The 23,977-nt window shown below is 64.3% G+C and carries 24 protein-coding genes and 1 riboswitch; of the genes, 11 read left to right on the top strand and 13 right to left on the bottom strand.

What is annotated here, in order from left to right:
- From AB7245_RS39895 to AB7245_RS39915, 5 genes are all read right to left on the bottom strand, one after another.
- A complete protein-coding gene (locus tag AB7245_RS39895; RefSeq protein WP_085398486.1) occupies nt 1–2,421 on the bottom strand; it encodes an aerobic carbon-monoxide dehydrogenase large subunit in 2,421 nt (806 codons plus the stop codon).
- Nucleotides 2,418–2,918 carry a (2Fe-2S)-binding protein gene (locus AB7245_RS39900; RefSeq protein ID WP_063985567.1) on the bottom strand — a complete coding sequence of 167 codons (501 nt, stop codon included), beginning with the start codon at nt 2,916–2,918 and terminating at the stop codon, nt 2,418–2,420. The genes AB7245_RS39895 and AB7245_RS39900 overlap by 4 nt, the downstream gene beginning before the upstream one ends.
- A 13-nt stretch (nt 2,919–2,931) precedes the next feature.
- Entirely contained in the window at nt 2,932–3,795 is an 864-nt protein-coding gene (locus tag AB7245_RS39905) for an FAD binding domain-containing protein (protein ID WP_439035583.1), read from the bottom strand.
- 365 nt (nt 3,796–4,160) lie between these two features.
- Entirely contained in the window at nt 4,161–5,363 is a 1,203-nt protein-coding gene (locus AB7245_RS39910) for an MHYT domain-containing protein (protein ID WP_085403431.1), read from the bottom strand.
- A 100-nt stretch (nt 5,364–5,463) separates the two neighbouring features.
- Complete coding sequence (locus tag AB7245_RS39915) at nt 5,464–6,021, bottom strand: 6,7-dimethyl-8-ribityllumazine synthase (protein ID WP_071909551.1); 558 nt, start codon at nt 6,019–6,021, stop codon at nt 5,464–5,466.
- A gap of 74 nt (nt 6,022–6,095) precedes the next feature.
- Nucleotides 6,096–6,271, bottom strand: a riboswitch (FMN riboswitch).
- A 387-nt stretch (nt 6,272–6,658) separates the two neighbouring features.
- On the opposite strand from AB7245_RS39915, the gene AB7245_RS39920 reads away from it, so the two are divergent.
- Together AB7245_RS39920 and proC are read left to right on the top strand one after the other, a co-directional pair.
- Nucleotides 6,659–7,159, top strand: coding sequence for a YbjN domain-containing protein (locus AB7245_RS39920; protein WP_028169834.1), 501 nt, complete (start codon nt 6,659–6,661; stop codon nt 7,157–7,159).
- Between the two features lie 191 nt (nt 7,160–7,350).
- Nucleotides 7,351–8,187: a pyrroline-5-carboxylate reductase gene (gene proC, locus AB7245_RS39925; protein ID WP_244623315.1), complete on the top strand. Its 837-nt coding sequence runs from the start codon at nt 7,351–7,353 to the stop codon at nt 8,185–8,187.
- A 150-nt stretch (nt 8,188–8,337) separates the two neighbouring features.
- On the opposite strand, the gene AB7245_RS39930 is transcribed toward proC, so the two are convergent.
- The 5 genes from AB7245_RS39930 to AB7245_RS39950 all read right to left on the bottom strand — a co-directional run bounded on the left by AB7245_RS39930 (nt 8,338) and on the right by AB7245_RS39950 (nt 12,723).
- Nucleotides 8,338–8,730 carry a thioesterase family protein gene (locus tag AB7245_RS39930; protein WP_063985570.1) on the bottom strand — a complete coding sequence of 131 codons (393 nt, stop codon included), beginning with the start codon at nt 8,728–8,730 and terminating at the stop codon, nt 8,338–8,340.
- 206 nt (nt 8,731–8,936) lie between these two features.
- Nucleotides 8,937–9,185: a tautomerase family protein gene (locus AB7245_RS39935; RefSeq protein WP_071909549.1), complete on the bottom strand. Its 249-nt coding sequence runs from the start codon at nt 9,183–9,185 to the stop codon at nt 8,937–8,939.
- Nucleotides 9,186–9,240: 55 nt separating this feature from the next.
- Entirely contained in the window at nt 9,241–10,893 is a 1,653-nt protein-coding gene (gene hisS / locus AB7245_RS39940) for a histidine--tRNA ligase (protein WP_085403339.1), read from the bottom strand.
- A gap of 84 nt (nt 10,894–10,977) precedes the next feature.
- The gene (locus AB7245_RS39945) at nt 10,978–11,502 is read right to left on the bottom strand and encodes a YegJ family protein (protein WP_085403432.1); all 525 of its coding nucleotides are present in this window, start codon (nt 11,500–11,502) and stop codon (nt 10,978–10,980) included.
- A gap of 138 nt (nt 11,503–11,640) precedes the next feature.
- Complete coding sequence (locus AB7245_RS39950) at nt 11,641–12,723, bottom strand: branched-chain amino acid aminotransferase (RefSeq protein ID WP_085403340.1); 1,083 nt, start codon at nt 12,721–12,723, stop codon at nt 11,641–11,643.
- A gap of 336 nt (nt 12,724–13,059) precedes the next feature.
- Between AB7245_RS39950 and AB7245_RS39955 the strand changes: the two genes are divergently transcribed.
- The 4 genes from AB7245_RS39955 to AB7245_RS39970 all read left to right on the top strand — a co-directional run bounded on the left by AB7245_RS39955 (nt 13,060) and on the right by AB7245_RS39970 (nt 16,779).
- On the top strand, nt 13,060–13,602 hold the full coding sequence (locus AB7245_RS39955) for a MarR family winged helix-turn-helix transcriptional regulator (protein WP_063985573.1): 543 nt from the start codon (nt 13,060–13,062) through the stop codon (nt 13,600–13,602).
- Nucleotides 13,599–14,330, top strand: a complete 732-nt coding sequence (locus tag AB7245_RS39960) for a response regulator (protein ID WP_028169830.1) — start codon at nt 13,599–13,601, stop codon at nt 14,328–14,330. Before AB7245_RS39955 ends, AB7245_RS39960 begins: the two co-directional genes overlap by 4 nt.
- A gap of 18 nt (nt 14,331–14,348) precedes the next feature.
- On the top strand, nt 14,349–15,737 hold the full coding sequence (locus AB7245_RS39965) for an ATP-binding protein (RefSeq protein ID WP_028151545.1): 1,389 nt from the start codon (nt 14,349–14,351) through the stop codon (nt 15,735–15,737).
- An 82-nt stretch (nt 15,738–15,819) separates the two neighbouring features.
- Nucleotides 15,820–16,779, top strand: a complete 960-nt coding sequence (locus tag AB7245_RS39970; RefSeq protein ID WP_085398127.1) for an IS5 family transposase — start codon at nt 15,820–15,822, stop codon at nt 16,777–16,779.
- Between the two features lie 257 nt (nt 16,780–17,036).
- On the opposite strand, the gene AB7245_RS39975 is transcribed toward AB7245_RS39970, so the two are convergent.
- Nucleotides 17,037–17,567: a DUF3617 domain-containing protein gene (locus AB7245_RS39975; RefSeq protein ID WP_063985575.1), complete on the bottom strand. Its 531-nt coding sequence runs from the start codon at nt 17,565–17,567 to the stop codon at nt 17,037–17,039.
- Nucleotides 17,568–17,597: 30 nt separating this feature from the next.
- Nucleotides 17,598–17,891: a hypothetical protein gene (locus AB7245_RS39980; protein ID WP_063985576.1), complete on the bottom strand. Its 294-nt coding sequence runs from the start codon at nt 17,889–17,891 to the stop codon at nt 17,598–17,600.
- A gap of 183 nt (nt 17,892–18,074) precedes the next feature.
- On the opposite strand from AB7245_RS39980, the gene AB7245_RS39985 reads away from it, so the two are divergent.
- The 4 genes from AB7245_RS39985 to AB7245_RS40000 all read left to right on the top strand — a co-directional run bounded on the left by AB7245_RS39985 (nt 18,075) and on the right by AB7245_RS40000 (nt 20,888).
- The gene (locus AB7245_RS39985; RefSeq protein WP_439035584.1) at nt 18,075–18,536 is read left to right on the top strand and encodes a hypothetical protein; all 462 of its coding nucleotides are present in this window, start codon (nt 18,075–18,077) and stop codon (nt 18,534–18,536) included.
- Between the two features lie 122 nt (nt 18,537–18,658).
- Nucleotides 18,659–19,378 (top strand): ribonuclease T2 family protein, encoded by a 720-nt coding sequence (locus AB7245_RS39990; protein ID WP_085403341.1) that lies wholly within the window; start codon nt 18,659–18,661, stop codon nt 19,376–19,378.
- 179 nt (nt 19,379–19,557) lie between these two features.
- Nucleotides 19,558–20,418: a 23S rRNA (adenine(2030)-N(6))-methyltransferase RlmJ gene (locus AB7245_RS39995; protein WP_085403342.1), complete on the top strand. Its 861-nt coding sequence runs from the start codon at nt 19,558–19,560 to the stop codon at nt 20,416–20,418.
- A 254-nt stretch (nt 20,419–20,672) separates the two neighbouring features.
- Entirely contained in the window at nt 20,673–20,888 is a 216-nt protein-coding gene (locus AB7245_RS40000) for a cold-shock protein (protein WP_063986700.1), read from the top strand.
- 85 nt (nt 20,889–20,973) lie between these two features.
- Here AB7245_RS40000 and AB7245_RS40005 read toward each other — a convergent pair whose 3' ends face one another.
- Nucleotides 20,974–21,597 (bottom strand): outer membrane protein, encoded by a 624-nt coding sequence (locus AB7245_RS40005; RefSeq protein WP_014491976.1) that lies wholly within the window; start codon nt 21,595–21,597, stop codon nt 20,974–20,976.
- Between the two features lie 249 nt (nt 21,598–21,846).
- Here AB7245_RS40005 and uvrC point away from each other — a divergent pair, with 249 nt between their 5' ends.
- Complete coding sequence (gene uvrC, locus AB7245_RS40010) at nt 21,847–23,910, top strand: excinuclease ABC subunit UvrC (protein ID WP_085403343.1); 2,064 nt, start codon at nt 21,847–21,849, stop codon at nt 23,908–23,910.
- Nucleotides 23,911–23,977 lie beyond the last annotated feature (67 nt).

Raw genomic sequence — 23,977 nt, forward strand, 5'->3', positions numbered from 1 at the left:
CTACGCCACCGCGCCCAGATCCTTCGCCGCCTTCCAGTTGCGCCAGAAATCATGCGGCATCTGGATGTGCGTGCTGCCCAGGAACGAGAACGCGTCGTTGACGGCATTGGAGAAGGCCGGCACACCGCCGACATTCGGGCTTTCGCCGACGCCCTTGGCGCCGATCGGGTGATGCGGCGACGGGGTGACGGTGAAGTCGGTTTCCCAATGCGGCGTCTCCACCGCAGTCGGCATGAAGAAATCCATAAACGAGCCGGTGACGACGTTACCTACCTCGTCGTAGCGGATCTCCTGGCCCATCGCGATGGCGAAGGCTTCGGTCAGGCCGCCATGCACCTGCCCCTCGATGATCATCGGGTTGATCCGGGTGCCGCAATCGTCGAGCGCATAGAAGCGCCGGACCTTGTACACGCCGGTATCGACGTCGATGTCCATCACGCAGAGATAAGCGCCGAACGGATAGGTCATGTTGGGCGGATCGTAATAGCTCACCGCTTCCAGTCCCGGCTCCATGCCCGGCGGCACCGAGTTGTACGCCGCCCAGCAGATGTCCTTCATCGACATGAACTTCTCCGGCAGGCCCTTCACCCGGAAGCCGTCGATGTCGAATTCGAGATCGTCCTCGTGGACCTCGAGCTTGTAGGCCGCGATCATCTGCGCCTTGGCCTTGATCTTTCGCGCGGCCATGGCGATTGCGGCACCCGCGACCGGCGTCGAGCGTGAGCCGTAAGTGCCGAGCCCATAGGGCGCGGTGTCGGTGTTGCCCTCCTCCACCATGATGTTATCGGCGGGAATGCCGATCTCGGTGGCGATGATCTGGGCCCAGGTGGTCTCGTGGCCCTGGCCCTGGCTTTTTGAACCGACCCGCGCGATGCCGGCCCCGGTCGGATGCATCCGGATCTCGCAGGAGTCGAACATCGCAATGCCGAGGATGTCGCAGTTCTTCGACGGGCCAGCACCGACGATCTCGGTGAAGAAGGAGATGCCGAGCCCCATGATCTCGCGGGTCTCCCCCCGCGCGAACGCGGCACGCTTCTCCGCCTGCTCCTTCCGGAGCGCGGCGTAGCCGGTCGTCTCCATCATCTTGCGCATGGCGGTGTGGTAGTCGCCGGAATCGTATTCCCAGCCGAGCGCCGAGTGATAGGGGAACTGCTCCGGCTTGATGAAGTTCTTCAGCCGGAGTTCAGCGGGGTCCATGTTGAGCTTCTGCGCCAGAATATCCATGGCGCGCTCGATGCAGTAGGCCGCCTCCGTGACGCGGAACGAGCAACGGTAGGCGACGCCGCCCGGCGCCTTGTTGGTGTAGACGCCATCGACAGCCAGATGTGCGGTCGGGAAGTCATAGGAGCCAGTGACGATGTTGAAGAAGCCGGCCGGCCATTTCGACGGGTCGGCGCAGGCGTCGAACGCACCGTGATCGGCGAGCACGTGGACGCGAAGGCCGGTGACCTTGCCGTCCTTGGTCGCGGCGATCTCGGTGGTCATGTGATAGTCGCGCGCGAACGAGGTCGCGGTGAGGTTCTCGATGCGGTCCTCGACCCATTTCACCGGCTTGCCGGTGACGATGGAGGCCACCGCCGCACAGATATAACCGGGATAGGCGCCGACCTTGTTGCCGAAGCCACCGCCGATGTCGGGCGCGATCACGTGGATCTTATGCTCCGGAATTTTTGCGATCAGCGCCACCACGGTGCGGATCACGTGCGGGGCCTGGAAGGTGCCGTAGATCGTCAGCTCGCCCTTGATCTTGTCAAAAGAGCAGACGCACTGGCAGGTTTCGAGCGGCGACGGATGGGTGCGGTGATAAGAGATCATCTCCTTGATCGTGACCTCCGCCTTCCTAAAGGCGGCGTCTGTGAGGTCCTTGTCGCCGACGGTCCACTCGAAGATGTGGTTGTCGTGCTTGCGCGGACCATGCGCGCCGGACATCTTGCCGACGAGATCCTCGCGCAGCACCGGCGCGTTCGCGTCCATCGCCTTGAAGGGATCGACCAGCGGCGGCAGCGGCTCGTATTCGACGATGACCGCGTTGATGCCGTCATCGGCCGCATAGCGGTCGGTGGCGACGACGAAGGCGACCTCCTGATTCTGAAACAGCACCTTGCCGTCGGCCAGAACCATCTGCACGTCGCCGGCCAAGGTCGGCATCCAGGCGAGGTTCACGGTCTTCAGCGTCTCGGCGGTGATCACCGCGAGCACGCCGGGCACCTTCAGCGCCGCGCTGTCGTCGATCTTCTTGACGCGCGCATGCGGGTGCGGCGAGCGGACGAAGTCGCCGTGCAGCATGCCGGGCAGCTTGACGTCGTCGACGTAATTGCCCTTGCCTTGGGTGAAGCGGATGTCCTCGACGCGCTTGCGCTTGCAGCCCATGCCTTCGAGTGCGGCGGTGCGTTGTTCCCGCGTGGGAGTGAGGTCGTTCATTCTGCGGCCTCCTGGAATTCCACGCCGTTGATCTTTGCGGCGGCGTATTGAATGGCTTTGACGATGTTCTGGTAGCCGGTGCAGCGGCAGATGTTGCCGGAGATGCCCATCCGGATTTCCGGCTCGCTCGGCGAGGGATTTTCCTTCAGCAGCCGATGCGCGCGGACGATCATGCCGGGCGTGCAGAAGCCGCATTGCAGGCCGTGCATCATGCGGAAACCTTCCTGCAAGGCCGACAGCGTGCCGTCGGCGTTGGCCATGCCTTCGATCGTGGTGATGTCGGAGCCATCGGCCTGCACCGCGAACATGGTGCAGGACTTCACCGACATGCCGTCGATGTCGACGGTGCAGGCGCCGCAATGCGTGGTCTCGCAGCCGATATGGGTGCCGGTCATCTGCAGATTCTCGCGGATGAAATGCACCAGCAGCGTGCGCGGCTCGACGAGGCCTTCGACCTCGGCGCCGTTCACCTTCATGGTGACGTGTGTTTTAGCCATCGATCCCCCTCCCTTACTTCGCGACAGCGGCGGCGCGCTGAAGCGCGCGCGTCACCATGATGCCGCCGACATGTTTTCGGTATTCGACCGGGCCGCGGGCATCCGCAGCTGGTGCCATGATCGCTGCGGCCGCAGCGGCGGCCTTCTTCAACGTCGCCGCATCGAGGCTGGTGCCAATCACGGCCTTGGCGGCATCGGCAGCCAGCAGCGGCGTCTCGTGGATGTTGGTGAGCCCGATCGCGCAGGTCGCGACCTTGCCGCCGGACATGGTGAGAACCACGGCGGCGGCGGCGGTGGCGTAGTCACCGACCTTGCGCTTGAGTTTTTCGTAGGCGTAGCCGTGGCCGGCCGCGGGCACGGGAACCGAGACGGAGGTCAGGATCTCGCCGGGCTCGAGCGCGGTGAAATAGGCGCCCTGATAGAAGTCGGCCGCCGCGACGTCGCGGGAGCCACCCGGGCCTTCGAGGCGATAGGTTGCCCCCAAGGTCATCATCAGCGCCGGCATGTCATTGCCGGGATCCCCATTGGCGACATTGCCGCCGATCGTGCCGCGGTAGCGCACCTGCGGGTCGGCGATCAGCAGTGCCGCTTCATGCAGGATCGGCATCGACTGGGCGATTTCGTCGGAGGCCAGCAGCTCGTGCTGGGTGGTCATCGCGCCGATGACAAGATTGTTGCCGTCGCGGCTGATGCCCTTGAGGGCGGCGATGCCGTGCAGGTCGATCAGATGGGCGGGGGTGGCGAGCCGAAGCTTCATCATCGGCACCAGACTGTGCCCGCCGGCCAGCGGCCGGGCATCCTCGCCGAGGTCTGCCAAGAGCTTGACGGCATCGGCGACACTCGCCGGCCGGTGATAGCTGAATGAGCCTGGGATCATCATCTCCTCCTCGTCGTCCTCTTGCGCGTGACGGCGCGGACGTTGGAGGGGACGGTCACTCCGAGAGGGGCAACCCGCAATCATTCGGGCACGGAACAGCGGATTTCGCACGAGTTGCGGCGGGGAACGCACGAATTGCGTCAGGTGAGGCGACGTATGGCGCGGCGGCCACCTACCCTCCCCTGGAGGGGGAGGGTCGACCGCGCGAAGCGCGGGCGGGGTGGGGTGATCTCTCCACTCGGGGGGTATTCATCGCGGAGGGACCGTCACCCCACCCCGCTCCGCACTACGCTCCGCTCCATGCGAAGCGACCCTCCCCCTCCAGGGGAGGGTAAGAAAGAACGCGCCTCCCGTGCGGCCCGACTCTACGCGTGCCGCCGGTTCGCTAGGCCCAACCTTGCCTTCACCTCAGCTATCTTGGCACGGCTGACCGGGACCCGATGCGGCGACGGACCGTCGAGCTCGAGCACGGCGCCATCCCCCTCTTTGCGGACCAATGCGACATGGGGGATGGCAACGATATGGCTGCGGTGCACCCGGAGGAACAACGAGGGATCGAGCTGGGCCTCGGCCTCCGAGATCGACCAGGGGCACATTCGCTCGCGGGTGCCGTCGTGAACACGGGTGTAATGCGCATCGGCCCGGACGCTGCGGACATTGGCTGTCTCGATGAAGTGCGTGCCGTCGGCGCTCTCGACCGGCAACCGGGGAACCGGCGTGCGGGGCGGCTGGCCGAGACCGCCGAGCGGGGCCACCGGGCGCGGAGCTGCAGCCGGCGCAGCGATCAGTTCGATGGCGGCCGCCGCGACCGGCGAAGCAGCCGGTTCGGCAGCAACAGAGGTCGACGTCTGACGCCGCTGGTCGGGAACCAGCGACAGCAGGAAGCCGGCTGCGATGACGAAGCACAGCACCGCAACGATGATCGACAGGATTTGCTGCGACGCGGCAAGACCGCCGCCGGCATGGTGATGCGCCGCGCCGGTCAGCGGCTCGAAATGCATGCCGAGCATCGCCGTGTAATGCATGCCGGAGACGGCGATGCCGAACGCAACCGAACTGACGATCAGCCGGACGCCCTCCTGCTGCGCCAGGAAGGCGCGCAAACCACCATAGGCGGTGACGATCGCGACCACGACCGAGAGCAGCACCATGGTCCGGTCGTGGACGATGCCGAAGTGACCGGCGAGACCATGAATGCCGACATAATGCATGCTGGCGATGCCGACGCCGAGCAGGACCGCCGACGAGGCCACTCGCTTCAGGGATGGCTCGCCGATCGAGACAAAGAAAAGAGAAATGCCGACCACCAGCGCGCAGATCAGGAACGAGATGATGGTGGGAAGAACGAGATAGACCGTGTCCGGCGGCAGCGGCGCGGCCAGCATGCCGACGAAATGCATGGTCCAGATGCCGACGGCCAGAAATGCCGCCGCACCCGCGAGCAGAACGCGGTTGCTGACGCCGGGCGTGTTGCGGATGCGAGCAGCAAGCGCAAAGCCGGTATAGCCACCCAGACTCGCGATCGCCACAGAGAGCGCGACGAGATAGGGATCGTGTCCTTCGAACATGATCTTGTCGGCCGCCCGTCTCCACGGCACGGCCTCCTCCCGCCGCCGACTTTATAGGGACGGCGACGGGATTGACAATCAGCGGCGTGTGAGCGGACGGCTACACAATGCCCGCCGCGACCTGACCGCGCAGGCGCTCCAGGCCGAGCAATGTCTCGGCACAGGCTGCGGCGACCTCGACGCCCTTGATCGCAAAATGCCTGCGGAAGAAATCGTAGTGCACCTCGGTCTCGTGGAATTGCTGCGGCGTCAGCACCGCCGAGAACACCGGCACCTCGGTGCGCAGCTGCACGTCCATCAGCGCCTTGATCACGGTGTCGGCGACGAACTCGTGTCGGTAGATGCCGCCGTCGACGACGAGGCCCGCCGCGACGATCGCGGTGTAGCGCCGCGTCTTGGCGAGGATCTGCGCATGCAGCGGGATCTCGAACGAGCCCGGCACCTCGAACACGTCGACATGATTGAGGTGACGTGCGGCCGCCTCCTTCACGAAGGCGATGCGGGCCTCCTCGACCACGTCGCGGTGCCAGCAGGCCTGCACGAAGGCCACCCGCTGCGGTTTCGCGAAGCGCGGATGCTCGGGTGCCGGATCCTGCGGAACCGGCGGTTGGGTGACTTCGGAAGTTTCGGTTTGGGGGTCTTGCAACATCTGATTCATGGCTTTCCTTCAAAGGACCAGAATCAGGGCACACGGAACGACAAGCAGCCGCACCTTGCGATGCGTCTGCCACCGACCGTTCTCTTTCATCCGGACTTTAACCGTCGGCTTCGGAGTTGCACCGAATCTGCTGACCCTTCCCTTCGGCAAAATTCCTTTTCAGGAAGATCCTTGGGGGAAGGCGCTCGCGGGCTTGGGCCTTGCGACCCTTACCGCCGGTGGGGACTTTCACCCCGCCCTGAGAACATCGGCCGCCCGGGATGAACGGCCTGACCGGAAATATGACGCCACCCGGCGGCCGCAGCAAGCGCGTTCCGCATGAAAAACCGCATGGTCCCATGCCGCCATGACGGGTGTGGCCTCGCCCGGCGGAATTAACGATTGGCGCGCCATCGGCGAATCCGATTCCGATTTGTTCTCATTCGTTAAGAATTGTGGCGGAGATGAGCTGTGGACGAACGAGTCCTGGCTTGTGGACGGACTCGGCAGCCAGTTGCGCAGATTCCGCAAATCACATCACTTGATCCGCGATAGGCTCGCGCTGATCCGAGGGGATCGCGACAGCGACGTTGAGGGAGCGCGCCGGGCCGACCGAGTGCGTATCAAAGACAACAAAAAGGCAAGAGGTCGAGACGGAATGTCCCTGCTCGAAGGCACTATCGATTCCAGAAATCACCCGCTCGCGGTGGTCGAGGACATCGCTGCCAGCAACAACTGGCCGTTCGAACGCTCCGGCGAAGACGAGCTCACGATTGTCTCCAAGGGACAATGGACCGACTATCAGATCTCCTTCACCTGGATGGGTGAGATCGAGGCGCTGCATCTGGCTTGCGCCTTCGACATGAAGATTCCGGTTGCACGGCGGAGCGAAGTGCAACGGCTGGTCGCTGCGGTCAACGAGCAATTGTGGGTCGGCCATTTCGACCTGTGGACCAACACCGGCATGATCATGCACCGCCAGGCCCTGGTGCTGCCGGGCGGGCTCACCGCCTCGACCGCGCAATGCGAAGCCATGCTCGCCGGCGCCATCCACGCTTGCGAGCGCTACTTTCCGGCGTTCCAGTTCGTGGTGTGGGCCGGCAAGACCACCGCGCAGGCGATGGACGCGGCGATGTTCGACACGGTGGGAGAGGCGTAAGGCCTCTCTCCAAGATGGTGAGGGGCGCGCGCGCCCTCCTCAGCATCGTGCCGGACAGGCGGAGCGCAGATCCGGACCCATACCGCGTGATTTCTCCGTATCGCGCGATGCTTGTTGCTCCGCCCTCCATCCACTAGAACCGCCTGTGGTTATGGGTCCCGGCCTTCGCCGGGACGACACCTTTGTTTGTGGTGACCACAGTGGCAGACAGCAGCACTCTCAAGAACATCACCGGCACCATCCTCCTCGCCGGCGCCGGCAAGATGGGCGGCGCGATGCTGACCGGATGGCTTTCGGGCGGGCTCGATCCGCGCCGCGTCGCGGTGATCGATCCGCACATCTCACCTGAGATCACCGCGCTTGCCGCCAACGGCGTTGCGCTCAATCCCGATGTCAGCGCCGTCGGCACGGTCGAGACTCTGGTCGTCGCGGTGAAGCCGCAGATGTTCCGCGAGGCCGGCGCCAAACTGAAGCAATTCGTCTCGGACAAGACCTCGGTGGTCTCGATCATGGCGGGAACCACGATCGCATCGCTCGAAGAGGTCTGCGGTGGCGCCGTGGTGCGCGCGATGCCGAACACGCCGGCCGCGATCGGTCGCGGCATCACGGTCGCCGTCGCGGCGAAGAACGTCAGCACCACGCAGCGCGCGGTAGCCGATGCGCTGCTGCGTGCCACCGGCTCGGTCGAATGGGTCGAGGATGAAGGCCTGATGGATGCGGTCACCGCGGTGTCCGGCTCAGGCCCGGCCTATGTGTTCCTGCTCGCCGAAGAGCTCGCGCGCGCCGGCGTCGAGGCCGGACTGCCCGAGGCGCTGGCGACGAAGCTTGCACGCGAAACCGTCGCCGGCTCTGGTGAACTTCTGCACCAGTCGGAGCTTCCCTCCAGCACGCTACGCCAGAACGTCACCTCGCCCGGCGGCACCACCGCCGCGGCACTCGGCGTGCTGATGGGCGAGCCGGGCCTGCGCGATCTGATGATCCGCGCAATCGCGGCCGCGACGAAGCGGTCGAAGGAGCTGGCGAAGTAAGCAGGTGTCGTAGGGTGGGCAAAGCGGCTTGTCCGCCGAAGCTCGACGAGCGAAGGCGGAAGCGTGCCCACCAACTTCGTTCGCGATCCCGAAAAGATGGTGGGCACGGCGCTTCGCGCCTTTGCCCACCCTACGGCATCGCGCTCGCCGCTACGCCCCGAGCCGCTTGTTGAACATCTCGACATTCACGAGCCCGCGCGCATGGCGGCCCTCGCCGAGCCTGCGCGTGCCCTCGAACGCCTCGACCTCGAAACGGATGACGCGGCGCTCGACCGCGACCACCTTCGCGGTGGTCCGCACCGTCGCACCGACGAGAGCGGCTGCGAGGTGGCGGATGTCGACTTCGGTGCCGACGGTGACCCAGCCCGGCTGAAGCGCGGCGCGGATCGCATCGCCCGACGTCATCTCCATCTCCAGGATCATCATCGGCGTCGCATAGACCATGGGCATGCCGGGCACGAAATGCCCGACCGTCCGCTCGGCCGGCACCACCAGCGTGCGCTCGGCGCTCATGCCGACCTTGATGAAGTCGCGTGCGTCCATGGGGGCCTCAAACTCCGCCGTCGTCCCGGACAAGCGCAGCGAAGCGGAGCGCCGATCCGGGACCCATAACCACAGGGAGTAGTTTGGCGAAGACTCGGAGTTACCAGCTCGCCAAATAACCACTGCCTGTGGTTATGGGTCCCCGCTCCCGTGCGCAATTGCGCACTCGGCGGGGACGACAGTGGAGACTGCCGATATAGCGCTGGCTACTTCTTCGCAGCCGCCGCGCGCTCCACAAACGTCTTGCCGCCCTTCATCTTGTGACGGAGCGGGGCTTCGTTGATCTGGATGACGACGGCATCGGCATCGACGCCGAGATTCTTCACCAGGGCCTGGGTGATGTCGCGCATCATGCCGGCCTTCTGCTCGTCGGTGCGGCCTTCGGCCATGCTGACGGTAATCTCAGGCATCGTTCTCTCCCTTGCGGCCGAACACCGGCCATTGACGGTCGCCATCAAACAAGACGTGGATGCCGGGGACAAGCCCGGGCGTGACGGCCTTCCGGAATGGCTATCCCCACTTTACGTCATGGCGGCCCAGGACTTCGCGCACCTTGGCGACGAGGTCGGCTTCGCTGCACGAGAACTGCGCCGGGCGGCTCTCGCGCCACTCCTGGTTGGAGGCGATCGCGGCGGCGGCCTTGGCGCCTTCGATCAGATCCTTGATCTGCAGCTCGCCGCGCGCCTTTTCATCCGAGCCCTGGATGATCACGCAAGGGCTGTTGCGGCGGTCGGCATATTTGAGCTGGTTGCCCATGTTCTTGGGATTGCCGAGATAGAGCTCGGCTCGGATGCCGGCAGCGCGCAAGGACGCCACCATTTTCTGATAGTCGGCGACGCGGTCGCGATCGAACACGGTGACGACGACGGGGCCGAATTCGGGCCGCGTGTCGAGCTTGCCGAGGAGCGTCAGCGCGGCCTGAAGCCGTGATACGCCGATCGAGAAACCGGTCGCCGGCACCGGCTCGCCGCGGAAGCGCGAGACGAGGCCGTCGTAGCGGCCGCCACCACCGACGGAGCCGAACCGCACGGGCCGGCCCTTTTCATCCTTGGTCTCGAGCAGCAGCTCGACCTCAAGTACGGAACCCGTGTAATATTCGAGACCGCGGACGACTTCGGAAGCAATACGTATCCGCTGAGAGCCATAACCAGCCGACGTCAAGATAGAACAAATCTGCTCAAGCTCCTCTAGCCCCTGTAATCCGGTTGGAGAATTCAGAAGTGGTCGCCAATTTGTGAGCAAAGTGTCGTTAGAAAAGAAGTAGCCGGGGGCACCATCATCTGCGGCCCAAGCTTGATTGTCGGACAAATGCTGTTTGAACTGCGCGGGACTTAAGCACCAGTCGTCTTCGTAGGGCTGGTTGTCGCTATCAACTCTTACCCAAGACTCATTGTGTCCGCCTGCAACACGAAAGACTATCTCCATTTGATCTGGAGTAAGGCCCGCGCCCTTAGTAAAATCCCCTTTGCCTTCCTCACCGCCATCCCAACGACCAGGTCCGAGCAGTTTCCTGATGTCGTCGGTTGAAAACTTATCAAGTTTATCGATTGTCCTCAGAACGGTGAGCCTACGTACCGCATTTTCTTCGCCGCCCAGTCCAATGGATTCCAATACCCCATCAAATATCTTGCGACTATTGATCTTCACTACGTAGGAGCCGCGAGGAACTCCCAATGCCTCCATCGTGTCCGCGGCCATCATGCACATCTCTGCATCCGCCGCCGGCGTCGCCGAGCCGACCGTGTCGGCATCGAACTGCATGAACTGGCGGAAACGGCCGGGGCCGGGCTTCTCGTTGCGGAACACGTAGCCGACGCGGTAGCTGCGGTAGGGCAGGACCAGACCGTCGGTGCCGTATCGCTCGCCGACATAGCGGGCGAGCGGCGCGGTCAAATCGTAGCGCAAGCTGATCCACTGCTCGTCGTCGTCCTGGAACGAGAACACGCCCTCGTTCGGACGGTCCTGATCGGGCAGGAACTTGCCGAGCGCGTCGGTGTATTCCATCGCCGGCGTTTCCACGGGCTCGAACCCGTAGAGCTCGTAGACGGTGCGGATCTTCTCGACCATCTCGCGCGTCGCCCGGATCGCGGCGGGGTCGCGATCCTCGAGCCCGCGCGGCAGGCGCGCCTTCAGTTTCTGGGGTTTTTTGGGTTTCTCGGCCATGCGCGGCGTTTACCAGCCGACGCGCGGTGCGGCAACCGAAGTTCGCTTTACTTCGCCCCGCTTGCGGGGAGAGGGGAAGAGAATCTACGGCTGCTCCATCCGGGCCCTCAGGGCATCCGCGTCGGCCTTTGGCAGCGACTTCAGCGTCGGCTTGATGGTTTCGCCTCCGACGATCTTGCCGTTGCGCATGAACATCCAGTCTGAAATGTCCGCTTCGCTGAACTTGACCGCGTCGCCGGCCCGTTTGCCCGGCAGATCGCGCGGCTCGTTGGCGAAGAGGCCCGAATAGGTACCGTTCGGCAGCTTCTTCACGTCACCGATCCAGATATGCTCTCCGCCCCTGCGGGTCGAAAAGCGCACCTTCAAGGCGTGCCCGCTCTCCGACGGCTTTGGCGCGTCATAGGACGCCCAGAAGGTGGGAAGCGTACCGCGGGCGCGCGCGATCGCGGTGTTCATCTCGGGATCGGTGGTGCGCACGTCGACGATCGGCGAGCGGTCTTGCGCTACGACCTCCGGCATGGGCCCGATGGTCAGGATGCCGAAAACGCTGACGCCGGTGATTGCGGCGAGAACGACCCATTTCATGGGCTGGGAGAGTTTTGTTGCCATGTTCGCGATGTCCAGGATGCTTCGATGTCTCCTGGCTTTGTCGCGTGTCGGCAGCAGCACGTTCATAGCGCAATAAGCCACAAACGTTGCGCGTTTCCCCTCTCCCTTGTGCGAGAGGGGAAACGTAATCGCCGTCGATCAAAACACCTTGCGGATCCAGTTGTGCGGATCGTTGGTGCGGCCGTACTGGATGTCGATGAGCTGCTTGCGCAGGCCCGTGGCGACGGGGCCGGCGGCGCCGCCGCTGATCTCGAAATCGCCGCTCACCGAACGCACCTTGCCGATCGGCGAGATCACGGCAGCGGTGCCGCAGGCGAACGCTTCCTTCAGCTTGCCGCTCGCCGCATCCTTGCGCCACTGGTCGAGCGAGTACGGCTTCTCGCGCACCGTCTTGCCGGCATCCTTCGCGAGCGCGATGATGGAGTCGCGGGTGATGCCGGGCAGGATCGTGCCGAGCGGCGGCGTCGAGAGCGAGCCGTCCTCGAACACGAAGAAGACGTTCATGCCGCCGAGCTCCTCGATGTAGCGGCGCTCGACCGCGTCGAGGAAGACGACCTGATCGCAACCGTGCTGGATCGCTTCGGCCTGCGCACGCAGGCTCGCGGCATAATTGCCGCCGCACTTGACGGCGCCGGTGCCGCCGATCGCGGCGCGGGTGTAGTTCTCCGAGACCCAGATCGAGACCGGCGCAGGTCCGCCCTTGAAATAGGAGCCAACCGGCGAAGCGATCACCGCGAAGATGTATTCGGACGACGGCTTGACGCCGAGGAAGGTCTCGCTCGCGATCATGAAGGGGCGCAGATAAAGGCTGCCCTCGCCACCCGGCATCCAGGCGCGGTCGATGCGCACGACCTGCTCCACCGCCTCGATGAAGACGTCCTCGGGCAGCTGCGCCATCGCCATGCGGTCGGCGGAATCCTTGAAGCGGCGCGCATTGGCGTCGGGGCGGAACAGGTTCACACCGCCGTCGTCACGCTTGTAGGCCTTGAGGCCTTCGAAGATTTCCTGCGCGTAGTGCAGGACCGCGCCGGCCGGATCGAGCTGGAAGTTGGCGCGCGCCTCGATGCGTGCTTCGTACCAGCCGCCCTTGGCCTGGTTGTAGCGGACGATCGCCATGTGATCGGTGAAAACCCGACCGAAGCCGGGGTCCACCAGCTTGGCGACGCGGTCCTTCTCGGATGTCGGATTGGATGCGGGCTGGATGTCGAATTTCATACTCATGTCCTTGCCTCCCGCTGCCGGTAGCGGCGCTGTTCTGGCGCCCGCCTGCCCTGTTTGGGCCCGGCTGGCTTGATTAGGTTGTGGCTGGACCGCCGCCAGCCTTGTTACGGCCGGTTTCCGTGGCCAGCATGTCGCCGAGGACATGCTTTTGCGGAACGCGGAAGTCCAGTATGTTTTGCCGAAATGCCGCTCGACAATCGCACGGTAGATCTGCTTCGGCCGTCGTCGCCTGTCCGGCTCTCTCCGGCCGCTCCTAGAACTGCCACCCGACGCGAAGCGATCTAAAATTTCGTGCGGGCTGATCGTTTTGTAACATTGAACCCAAGATACGTCAATATGCCTGACATAAATTTCGCAACTCCCTCTCAAGACGCAGCCGAGCCGCGGCCGGCCGCAGGCGATGGAGGCAACTTGCGCTGGGATATCATCGAACTGCTGTTCTTCGCCTATCGTGATTTCGTCGGCGATCCCGACCAGGAGCTGGAGGCTTTCGGCTTCGGCCGGGCCCACCACCGGGTCATGCATTTCGTCTATCGCTATCCCGGCCTCAAGGTCGCCGACCTGCTCGATGTCCTGCGCATCACAAAACAGTCGCTCGGCCGCGTGCTCAAGCAGCTCCTGGACGAGGGCTATATCGTGCAGAAGACCGGCGACAATGACCGCCGCCAGCGCCTGCTCTACGCGACGCCGAAGGGCGAGGCGCTGGTGCAGAAGCTCGCCGGGCTCCAGACCACGCGGATCACCAAGGCGCTCGCCGAGTTGGCGCCGCAGGATGCCGATACCGTCAAGCGTTTCCTGCGCGCGATGATCGACCGCGACGATCCGGACAAGGTGCTGGAGACGATCTTCGCCAACGTCAATCAGGACGGAAAGGAGTGAACGTGCCGTTCGCTGCCACGCTCGCCCGCCCGCCGGTAGAACCGGCCGACGATGCGCCGCATCTGCTGCTGGTCGACGACGACCGCCGCATCCGCGATCTGTTGTCGCGCTTCCTCGCCAGCGAAGGTTATCGCGTCACTACCGCCGCAAGCGCCGGCGATGCACGCTCGAAGCTCATGGGGCTGCATTTCGATCTCCTGATCCTCGACGTCATGATGCCCGGCGAGACCGGCTTCGATCTCGCCCGCTTCATCCGGACCTCCTCCTCGGTGCCGATCGTGATGCTGACGGCGCGGCACGAGGCCGAAGCCCGCATCGAGGGCCTGCAGATCGGGGCCGACGATTACGTGGCAAAACCGTTCGAGCCGCGCGAGCTTGCGCTGCGCATCAACAACATCCTCAAGCGCGCCGCACCGCCGCCGCAAACCGCCGCGGTGGAGAAGATCGCGTTCGGCCCTTACGTCTACCATCTCGATCGCGGCGAGCTGCGCCAGGGCGAGGAGGTCATTCACCTCACCGACCGCGAACGCGAGATGCTGCGGATTCTCTCGGAGACCCCGGGCGAGACCGTGCCGCGCAGCGCGCTCACCGGCAATGGCAGCGTCAACGAGCGCGCCGTCGACGTGCAGATCAACCGCCTCAGGCGCAAGATCGAGACCGACCCCGCCAATCCGCTGTTCCTCCAGGCGGTACGCGGGATCGGCTACCGCCTGGTGGCCTCGCCATAAAGCAGTGAAGCGCGACCGATGAGCACGATCGATACCGGCCTGACGCTGTTGAAGAGCGCCGCCGGCCGCGTCTCCGCCGCCAATGGCTGGATGGGCAACGCATTCAAAGGCTGGATGCCGACCGGCCTCTATGCCCGCGCGCTGCTCATCATGATCGTGCCGATGGTGATCCTGCAATCGGTCGTCGCCTTCGTGTTCATGGAGCGGCACTGGAACACGGTGACGCGCCGCCTGTCGGCTGCCGTCGTGCAGGACATCGCCGCGCTGATCGACGTCTACAAGGGCTATCCGCAGGACAAGGACCGCAACGAGATCCGCCGCATCGCCCAGCAGCGCCTCGGCCTCGTCGTCGACTTCCTCCCCGCCGGCGACATGCCGCCGCCGGGCCCAAAACCGTTCTTCTCGCTGCTCGACCAGACGCTGTCGGTGCAGCTCGGCCGCCAGATCGGACGCTCGTTCTGGATCGACACCGTCGGCCGCTCCAACCTCGTCGAGATCCGCATCCAGCTCGACGATGCCGTAATGCGCGTGTTCGCGCAGCGTAGCGCCGCCTATGCCTCGAACTCGGAGATCTTCCTGTTCTGGATGGTCGGCACGTCCTCGATCCTCCTGATCGTAGCCGTGCTGTTCCTGCGCAACCAGATCAAGCCGATCCTGCGGCTGGCAGACGCCGCCGAGAGTTTCGGCAAGGGCCGCGAGGCGCCGAACTTCAGGCCGCGCGGCGCGCGCGAGGTACGGCGCGCGGCGGTCGCCTTCCTCGAGATGAAGTCACGCATCGAGCGCACGATGGAGCAGCGCACCGCGATGCTAGCCGGCGTCAGCCACGATCTGCGCACCATCCTGACCCGGTTCAAGCTCGAGCTGGCGCTGATTGGCGACAACCCAGAGCTTGAGGGCATGCGCAAGGACGTCGACGAGATGTCGATGATGCTGGAGGACTACCTTGCGTTTGCCCGCGGCGATTCCGGCGAGCAGTCGCAGCCGACCGACATGGCGCAGGCGCTCGAGGAGCTGCGCAGCGACGCCGAGCGCCACGGCCACACCGCGACCGTCGCGTTCCACGGTCTGCCCGTGGTGACCGTGAAGCCGGCCTCGTTCAAGCGCTGCCTCGCCAACCTCGTCACCAACGCGGCGCGCTACGGCAAGAGCATCGCCATCAACGGCCAGCGCGATCACCGTTATTTGACCGTCACGGTCGAGGACGACGGCCCCGGCATTCCCGCGCACTTGCGCGAAGAGGTGTTCAAGCCGTTCCTGCGGCTCGACAACGCCCGCAACCAGGACGAAGGCGGCACCGGCTTGGGGCTAGCCATCGCCCGCGACATCGCGCGCTCGCATGGCGGCGACATCACCCTCGGCGACAGCCCGATGGGGGGATTAAGGGCGAGTGTCCGGATTCCGGTGTAGGCGGCTCTTCCTTCTCCCCTTGTGGGCCTGTTGCGTAATTCGTCAATTGTGATTCCCTAGGGCAAAGCCTTGGAGGGTAGCGATGGCGGTCAAGCGGACGGGACAGCCGAGCTTTGTGGAAGCGCTGATGCCGAAGGGAGCCGGCGCCAATGCGGCGCTGGATCGGCTGGCTGGCCTGGTCAAGTGGTACCGGTTCGAGAAGCTGATCGGCCATTTGCGGGATGAAGGGGGGCCCGGTCGACCAGGCTATCCGGTGCTGGTGCTGTTTCGTGCTGTGCTGTTGCAGTCGCTGTATGGTCTTTCGGAGCGCGAACTCGAGGAAGCGCTGGGCGACCGGTTGTCGTTCAAGCGCTTCGTCGGTTTGAGCCTTGAGGATGCGACGCCCGACCACACGGTCCTGAACCGCTTCCGGAACCAGCTCGTTGAACAAGGCCTGCTGGAGAAGCTGTTTGGCGAACTGGATCGTCAGCTTGAGAATGCCGGCGTGATCCTCAAGCGCGGCACGATGCTGGATGCGACCTTGATCCAGGCAGTCTCGGCTCCGCCCAAGGAGGATCGCCCCTCAAACGATCCTGATGCCCGGTTTGCCAAACGGCAGGGCAAAAGCGGCTCGACCTTCGGCTACAAGGCCCATGTCGGTGTCGACGAAGGATCCGGCTTGATCCGCGCGGTGTTGACCACACCCGCTAACGTCAACGATACGACACCGGCGGACGCTTTGATCCGCGGCGATGAAGCCGTGGTCTGGGCCGATGCGGCTTACGACACCCATGCCCGACGGGCCCGGCTGAAGGCGGAAGGCAAGAAGCCCCGCATCGCTCGTCGGCCCAACAGACATCACCCGGAACTGCCGCCCAGGCTCAAACGCTACAACCTCCTCATCGCGCGTCGACGAGCCCAGGTCGAGACCACCTTCGCTACTCTCAAACGCCGCATGCGGCTGACCTGCATCCGCTACGTCGGTCTGATCAAGGCGACCGGGCAAGTCCTGCTCGCCTCGATCGCCTTCAACATGAGGCGGTGGGCCACGATCGCCGCGTGAGCTGCCCGCTCAGGGCGACAACTACAGATCTTGCCAGGCAATTGCCGGGACCAGGGCACTCGCTCCTGACGTCTTCAGCCTCAAGAGCCGATAACGCAACAGGCCCCTTGTGGGAGAAGGTGGCGCGAAGCGCCGGATGAGGGGTTGTTTCCGCGAATTCAGAAGTAAGAGAGTCACGCGCGGAGAGATACCCCTCACCCGTCTCGCCGCTACGCGGCGAGACACCCTCTCCCACAAGGGGAGAGGGGAAGACAAACCTACTTCGGCAGCAACGCCTTCAACTTGTCCATGTCGCGCACGTTCATCTTGAAGCCGCCGGGCATCACGATGTCGCCGGGCTTCTGGTCGGGCTTGCAGGCCCCGAGCCACTTGGCTTCGAGCTGCATCGTGGTGTCGCGGCCTGCTGCGCCGGCGGCGCCGCCTTGTGCATGCGACGAGGTCTTCACCGTATAGGCCGAGTTGAAATCGCCGGTGATCTCGGCATGCGAGGTCGTGCTGATGCCGGCGACGTTGCACTCGGAATCACTGACATAGCCGGTCGCGGTCTTCTTGATGTCCTGCTTGGCGCAGATCTGCTTGGCCATCGGGGAGACGTTGTTGTTCATCTCCTTGTCGACGGTCTCGTCGGTGCAGTGCTGCATGGTCATCTCGGGCATGGGCGTGCCGGTCCTGACCATCTTCATTTCCCAGAGACCGGCCTTGCGCACCGGCAGATCGTCGGCGCTGGCGCTGCCTGCCGACACCACAAGACAAAGGGCCGAGCCGAGCAAAGCGAGCTTGCGCGTCATGTGGGAAGCTCCCGACGTTCCGAAAGCGCCTCAGTACAGCGTACGGATCGGCTGTTGGGCAGCGCCATAGGGCACCCAACGGCAGGAGAACGAGATATAGCCGCCCTCAAAGGCCTGCACCGCGAGGAATTTCACGACCTTGCCGTAGCGCGCGCAGTGATCGACCGCGACCTGCCGCGCATCAGCCTGGGTCGCCAGCGAATAAGCGATGATGCCGCCGGTGTCGTTGCCCTTGAACGGAGGCACCGGAAGGAGATCGGCGCGTGCCGACTGGCTGGCCATCATCCCCAGGGCAAGAAAGCCCGCGGCCGCAATGATTCGCATTCCCGTTACTCCAATTGGTTGGGACCAGTTTACGGTGCCGGGAGGTCCATGAAAAGAACTGATGCCCCGCCGGCTGCGAGGTTGGGGTCAACTCTTGGCCAAGTGTTGCCGCGCTGCACTTGACCTGCCCCGGCCTTCGCGGCACCGTCCATCCTTCGCAAGACCCAGCTGTCCGGATTGCCCATGCGCGCCCTCCCCCTGAAATCGCTCCGCTTTGCCACCTTGCTTGGCCTCATGTTCGGGGCGCTGTCGCTCGGTGAGGCCAGGGCCGCCAATCCGCTGGAGCTGAACTTCTGGCTGAACGGGCCGCGCTATGACGGCGCCGTCGTCGATTGCGAGAGGGCGCTGCCGACCATCGCCACCCAGTTCTGGGAGAAGGAAAGCTCGTTCTGGAATTCCTCGTTGAAGATCACCGGCTTCGCCGCCGTTCACGAGATCGCGTTCCGGCCCTGGCAGTCTGACAACATTCCGCGCCGCTATTGCACCGGCGACGCCATGCTCAATGACGGAAAGGTGCGCAAGGTGCATTTCTCGATCATGGAGGATGGCGGCTTCTCCGGCTACGGCAATGGTGTGGAATGGTGCGTGGTCGGGCTCGACCGCAACTGGGCCTACAATCCGTCCTGCCGCGCCGCCAGGCCCTGAGGCTCGATCGAAAGGCCTGAATCGGACTGATCAGGCGCCTGACGGGCCGGCCCGAATTTTGTTCTTGAAATGTTCTTGTTGCCTGCTAGGCTGACTGCACAGTCTAGTTGAGGGGCGTCGCCATGTTTCATTTTAGATTGCATTCGTTCACCCGTCTCGTGATCTCACTGACCCTCCCCCTGGTTCTGGCCGCCGGGCTGGTCGCGCTGCCGGGCGGCGCGAAGGCCCAGGACAAACGGCAGAACGCGCCCGGCGAATTCGACTTCTATGTGCTGTCGCTGTCATGGTCGCCCTCCTTCTGCGAGGAGGCGTCCGAGCGCAACCGCGGCGGCGGCGGTGGTCGCTCGCAGATGCAGTGCAGCGGGCGGCCCTACGCGTTCGTGGTGCACGGGCTGTGGCCGCAATATGAGAATGGCTTCCCTGAATATTGCCAGCGGCCCTCGCCACGCCTGAACCGCAACATCGTCTCTTCGATGCTCGATTTGATGCCGGCGCCGGGGCTGATCTTCAACGAGTGGGACAAGCACGGCACCTGCTCCGGGCTCGACAGCCGCAATTATTTCGAGACGATCCGAAAGGCGCGCGCCGCGATCAAGATCCCGGCGGAATATCTCGAACTGTCGCAGGCCAAGACCGTGGCGCCGGGCGAGGTGGAGGAAGCCTTCATCAAGGCCAATGCGGGCCTGAGCAACGCGGCCATCTCGGTCACCTGCAACCGGACCCGGCTCTCGGAGGTCCGCATCTGCCTCAGCAAGGACCTGCAATTCCGGGCCTGCGAGGAGATCGAGCGCCGCGCCTGCCGCCGCGACCAGGTGACGATGCCGCCGATCAGAGGTGGCTAGTCCAACTGCTCATGCCCCGTACGCCGCGCCGCTTCGGCGGTGCGCTGCAGAATCGGGGCCTATGCTGCATGGGAATCCAGACCCGGGCCCTGGCCCGCAACGCTAAGAGCGTTGCAGCGCGTCCGGGACAGACGCGCATGCCGCTTTGCTCAAGCCGTGACGTAGCGTAGTCCTGTCTCATGAACTACCGTCACGCCTTCCACGCCGGAAACTTCGCCGATGTCATCAAGCACATCGTGCTCGCGCGCATCATTACTTACCTCCAGGACAAGCCGGGGGCATTCCGTGTCATCGACACCCATGCCGGCGCCGGCCTCTATGATCTCGAAAGCGACGAGGCGCGCCGCAGCGGCGAATGGCTGACCGGCATCGCGCGGCTGATGCAGGCGCGCCTGTCGAACGACGCCGTGGCGCTGGCCAAGCCCTATCTCGACATCGTTCGTGCCTACAATCCGAAGGGCGAACTCAAGGCCTATCCGGGTTCGCCGCTGATCACGCGCGGCCTGCTGCGGCCGCAGGACCGCCTCGTTGCCTGCGAGCTTGAGCCGAAGGCGCGCAAGGCGCTGATCGGTGTGCTGCGCCGCGACGAACAGGCGCGCGTGGTCGATCTCGACGGCTGGGTCGCGCTGCCGGCCTTTGTGCCACCGAAGGAACGGCGCGGGCTCGTGCTGATCGACCCGCCGTTCGAGGCGAAAGACGAGTTCGAAAAGCTCGGCGACGCCTTCTCGGCGGCTTTCGTGAAATGGCCGACCGGTATCTATGTAATCTGGTACCCGGCCAAGAGCCGACGCGCCACCGACACGCTGGTGCAATCAGTGGCGCGGCTCGCAGCCGCAGCAAAACCGCCAGGAAAATGTCTGCGTCTCGAATTCAGTGTCGCGCCGCAGCTTGATGGCGCCGCCCTCACCTCCGCCGGATTGTTGATCGTCAATCCGCCGTACACGCTGCATGGCGAGCTCAAGACGATCCTGCCCGAGCTGGAGATACCGCTCGGACAGGGCGGAGCTGCCAGATTCCGATTAGAGGTGCCGAGGCCGTAACACACCGGCATTCTTGGGAAAAAGATGCAGGAGCGGTAGTCAATCTGCAGAGAACCGTATTATGCTGTTTCCGTGACTGGCTTTACGTTCCGCTTCCGCGAATGGTTGCGGCGGAGTGAAGGCCTAAGAAAGATCCGATCGGACCGAAAGAAAGGTCCGCCCAAGGATGGCCAGCTCCCGGGCTTCGTAAGGCCCGGTCATGTCGTGACGTGAGTCTGCGTCGCGACGGAGGAGCAATGAGGGGGAGTTTCCCGATGGCCATGACGGGAACGGTCAAGTTTTTTAACGGCGAGCGCGGCTACGGTTTCATCAAGCCCGACGACGGCGGGCGCGACGTCTTCGTGCACATTACTGCTGTGGAGCGGGCGGGACTGAAAGATCTCGCCGAAGGACAGCGCATTACTTTTGAAGTCGAGCCGGACAAGAAGGGGAAGGGACCAAAGGCAGTCAATTTGGTCATCGTCTCCTAGAGCGTTTTCGAGCGAACACCTGGCGAAAAAAATCCCGGCCGCGAGCGGCCGGGAGGCTATTGTCCGGTATTTTCTTCTTCAACTATCAGAAGTGATAGTTCACGCCGGCGCGCACAACGCTGGCGCTATAGCCGTTTGACACGCCGGTAATTGCGAACTGGCTCGTCGACAGATCGATGTAGAGATATTCGAGCTTGGCGCTCCAGTTCGGCGCGAAGCCGACTTCCGCGCCGGCACCGATGGTCCAGCCTGCGGTGGTGTGCGACTCCGTCCAGCCGAATGTCTGCGCGCGCAGTTCGCCGAAGGCGAGGCCGGCGGTGCCGTAGAACAGCACGTTGCTGAAGGCATAGCCCGCACGGCCGCGCAGCGTGCCGAACCAGGGGTTGGAGAACTTCCACGGCGCGAAGGTGTCATCAGCGCCCGCGGCCTGGATATCGCCCTCGACGCCGAACACCCATGGACCGTTCTGGAAATTGTAGCCGGCCTGTACACCGCCGACGAAACCGGAGGGCTTGACGGGCGAGTTACTCACCGAGCCCCACTCATAGCCGAGATTGGCACCGAGATACGGACCGGCCCAACTATAGGCATTGAGCGGCTGATTGACGGTGTAGGGCGCACCCTGCCCGTAATTGAGATCGGCGGCCTCTGCCGAAGCTGTCCAGCCGGCTGCAACCAACACGGCTGCGCCTACAACGAACCCCCTCATCGGTACTCTCCAACGCAACGGCCGCCCCCCGCGATGCCTGCGCCGCCGCGCAAGGCAAAATCGCATGGTTACGGAACCTCCTCTTTTTCGCGTAAGATTTATCGAGAGTTTTAAGTTAAAGGCCTGTTAAGCCGGGTTACCACGCTCTTAACAGGCTTAAGCAAGTGTTACCCGGAACCGCGCCGCCATCCTGTGTGTGCCGCAAGGCTGGAACTTCAAATCGGCACCCCCAGCGCTTAAATTCGCATCATGGCTCACGATTCCACCGACAATCCGGACGACGCACGCGCGCGCAAATCTCCGCGCGGCACGACGGCCGACGCCCCGCCGGAGAGCCTGGCGCCGCCGGACCTCGATCCCGCCACCACCGCTGGCGAGGACGAGGACGACGCGCTGCTGCCTGACATCCTGGAGGAGAGCGGCGCGGTCGGCGAAGAGCCGCTGGCGACCGGCCATGAAGCGATCGAGCGCGCGGTCCGCCTCGCGCCCACCTCGCCGGGCGTCTATCGCATGCTCAGCGCCAATGCCGACGTGCTCTATGTCGGCAAGGCCAAGAACGTCAAAAAGCGCCTGTCGAACTATGCGCGCCAGAGCGCGCCGCAACCGGCGCGCATCCTGCGCATGATCGCAGCCACGGTGACCGTGGAGATCGTCTCGACCAACACCGAGACCGAAGCGCTGCTCCTGGAAGCCAATCTCATCAAGCAGCTCCGGCCGCGCTTCAACGTGCAGCTGCGCGACGACAAGTCGTTTCCCTACATCCTGATCACCGGCGACCATTGGGCGCCGCAGATCCTCAAGCATCGTGGTGCGCAGTCGCGGCCCGGCCGCTATTTCGGCCCGTTCGCTTCCGCCGGCGCGGTCAACCGCACCATCACCGCCTTGCAGCGCGCGTTCCTGATCCGCTCCTGCACCGATTCCTTCTTCGAGAGCCGCTCGCGGCCCTGCCTGCTCTACCAGATCCGCCGCTGCGCCGGCCCCTGTACCCGCGAGATCGATTTCCCCGGCTACACGACGCTGGTGCGCGAGGCGACTGACTTCCTCTCCGGCAAGAGCCAAGCGGTGAAGCAGGAGCTTGCCGGCGAGATGGAGAAGGCCTCCGGCGAGCTCGAATTCGAGACCGCGGCACTCTACCGCGACCGCCTCGCCGCGCTGTCGGCGATCCAGTCGCAGCAGGGCATCAATCCGCGCACGGTGGAAGAAGCCGACGTGTTCGCCATCCACCAGGAGGGCGGCTTCTCCTGCGTCGAAGTGTTCTTCTTCCGCACCGGACAGAACTGGGGCAACCGCGCCTATTTCCCGCGCGCGGAGAAGACCTATACGCCGGAGGAAGTGCTGGGGTCGTTCCTCGCCCAGTTCTACGACGACAAGCCGCCGCCGAAGAACATCCTGCTCTCGCACGAGATCGAGGAGAGCGAGCTGCTCGCCAACGCGCTGTCGATCAAGGCCGGCCACAAGATCGAGGTCACGGCGCCCAAGCGCGGCGAGAAGAAGGAGCTGGTCGCCCACGCGCTGACCAATGCGCGCGAGGCGCTCGGCCGCAAGCTCGCGGACACCGCGACGCAGAGCCGGCTGCTCGACGCCATGGCCACGACGCTGAGCCTGCCGCATTCGCCCAAGCGCATCGAGGTCTACGACAACAGCCACATCCAGGGCACCAATGCGGTCGGCGCAATGATCGTCGCCGGCCCCGATGGTTTCGTGAAGAACCAGTACCGCAAGTTCAACATCAAGTCGGAAGGGCTCACGCCGGGCGACGATTACGGCATGATGAAAGAGGTGCTGGAGCGCCGCTTCAAGCGCCTGATCAATCCGCCCGAGGACGCCGCCGGCAAGGCCAAGGACGACGACTTCCCGCAATGGCCCGACCTCGTGATCATCGACGGCGGTCGCGGCCAGCTCAACGCCGTCCGGGAGATCTTTACGAATCTCGGCCTGACCCAGGTGTCGCTGATGTCGGTCGCCAAGGGACCGGACCGGGATGCCGGCCGCGAAACCCTGTTCATGCCGGAGCGCGAGGCAATCAAGCTGGAGCCGCGCGATCCCGTGCTTTACTTCATCCAGCGCCTGCGCGACGAGGCCCACCGCTTCGTCATCGGCTCGCACCGCAAGCTGCGCAAGAAGGACATCCGCGAGGCCGGTTTGCAGGAGATTCCGGGCATCGGCCCGTCACGCAAACGTGCCTTGCTGCACCATTTCGGAACCCTGAAGGAGATCGAGCGGGCCTCGATCGCCGATCTCGGCAAGGTTCCGGGGGTGAGCGCCGAGAGCGCTCGCAGGATTTTCGACTATTTCCATCCCCAGCCGGGGTGAACTAAGGGAGCCGCGGTCATATGGTCGTCGCATGCTGCACCTCATTTGGGGAGCGGGACGGTTGACC

It is taken from the genome of Bradyrhizobium sp. 604_D8_N2_3, assembly GCF_051810765.1.
Classification (GTDB): domain Bacteria; phylum Pseudomonadota; class Alphaproteobacteria; order Rhizobiales; family Xanthobacteraceae; genus Bradyrhizobium; species Bradyrhizobium barranii.